This window comes from Flavobacterium pectinovorum, from assembly GCF_006438875.1.
Lineage (GTDB): Bacteria > Bacteroidota > Bacteroidia > Flavobacteriales > Flavobacteriaceae > Flavobacterium > Flavobacterium pectinovorum_A.
This window is the reverse complement of the sequence record NZ_RCZH01000044.1, coordinates 1-1,721: the sequence shown is the minus strand read 5'-3', so window position 1 is coordinate 1,721 and position 1,721 is coordinate 1. Positions and strand designations below refer to the sequence as shown.

General features: G+C 44.2%; 1 protein-coding gene. It reads right to left on the bottom strand.

All coding sequences use genetic code 11. The features are described 5' to 3' along the window. Nucleotides 1-1,721 (bottom strand): hypothetical protein (locus tag EAH81_RS27605; RefSeq protein ID WP_161595873.1); only part of this gene is annotated, 1,721 nt, incomplete at both ends.

Here is a 1,721-nt window from a genome sequence, read left to right as displayed (position 1 = left end):
ATCCATTTCGTATCATCTTCAGGATCACGTACATAAATTGTACCTGTGTCACTGTTAATATACATAACAACATTATCTCCAGGATAGTTGCTGTCTCCTTTAGCTCCAGGAACTCCTGTGCCTCCGGTTATACCGTCTTTTCCGTCTTTTCCGTTTAGACCGCTAATCTTAACCCAGTCAGGTGATCCAACAGCCCATGCGTCATCACGTCCTTTAACTGTGTTTTCTGATCCAACGTAGGCATAGATATTACCCTGTGCATCTTTTATAATAGCATCAAGTGTAGTAATTGATCCTGATGCTCCCGGATTACCTGGTGTTCCAGGTTCTCCAACAACTCCCGGAATTCCTGCTGCTCCGTTTAGACCGTTGATCTTAACCCAGTCAGCTGAACCCTGAGCCCATGCGTCATCACGTCCTTTAACTGTATTTGCTGATCCAACGTAAGCATAGATATTACCTTGTGCATCTTTTATAATGGCATCAAGTGTAGTAATTGATCCTGATGCTCCCGGATTACCAGGTGTTCCAGGTTCTCCAACAACTCCCGGAATTCCTGCCGCTCCGTTTAGACCATTGATCTTAACCCAGTCAGGTGAACCTTGAGCCCATGCATCATCACGCCCTTTAACTGTATTTGCTGATCCAACGTAGGCATAGATATTACCTTGTGCATCTTTTATAATAGCATCAAGTGTAGTAATTGATCCTGATGCTCCCGGATTACCCGGTGTTCCAGGCGTACCGTTAACTCCCGGAATTCCTGCTGCTCCGTTAAGTCCATTGATCTTAACCCAGTCAGGTGATCCAACAGCCCATGCATCATCACGTCCTTTAACTGTATTTTCTGATCCAACGTAGGCATAGATATTACCTTGTGCATCTTTTATAATAGCATCAAGTGTAGTAATTGATCCTGATGCTCCCGGATTACCCGGTGTTCCAGGCGTACCGTTAACTCCCGGAATTCCTGCTGCTCCGTTTAGACCATTGATCTTAACCCARTCAGGTGATCCAACAGCCCATGCATCATCACGTCCTTTAACTGTATTTGCTGATCCAACATAAGCATAGATATTACCCTGTGCATCTTTTATAATGGCATCAAGTGTAGTAATTGATCCTGATGCTCCCGGATTACCYGGTGTCCCAGGCGTACCGTTAACTCCCGGAATTCCGTCGATACCAGTTTTACCTGTTAATGGAATCCATTTCGTATCATCTTCAGGATCACGTACATAAATTGTACCTGTRTCACTGTTAATATACATAACAACATTATCTCCAGGATAGTTGCTGTCTCCTTTAGCTCCAGGAACTCCTGTGCCTCCGGTTATACCRTCTTTTCCGTCTTTTCCGTTTAGACCGCTAATYTTAACCCAGTCAGGTGATCCAACAGCCCATGCRTCATCACGTCCTTTAACTGTGTCTGCTGCTCCAACGTAGGCATAGATATTACCTTGTGCATCTTTTATAATGGCATCAAGTGTAGTAATTGATCCTGATGCTCCCGGATTACCCGGTGTTCCAGGYGTACCGTTAACTCCCGGAATTCCGTYSATACCAGTTTCACCTGTTAAAGGAATCCATTTCGTATCATCTTCAGGATCACGTACATAAATTGTACCTGTATCACTGTTAATATACATAACAACATTATCTCCAGGATAGTTGCTGTCTCCTTTAGCTCCAGGAACTCCTGTGCCTCCGGTTATACCATC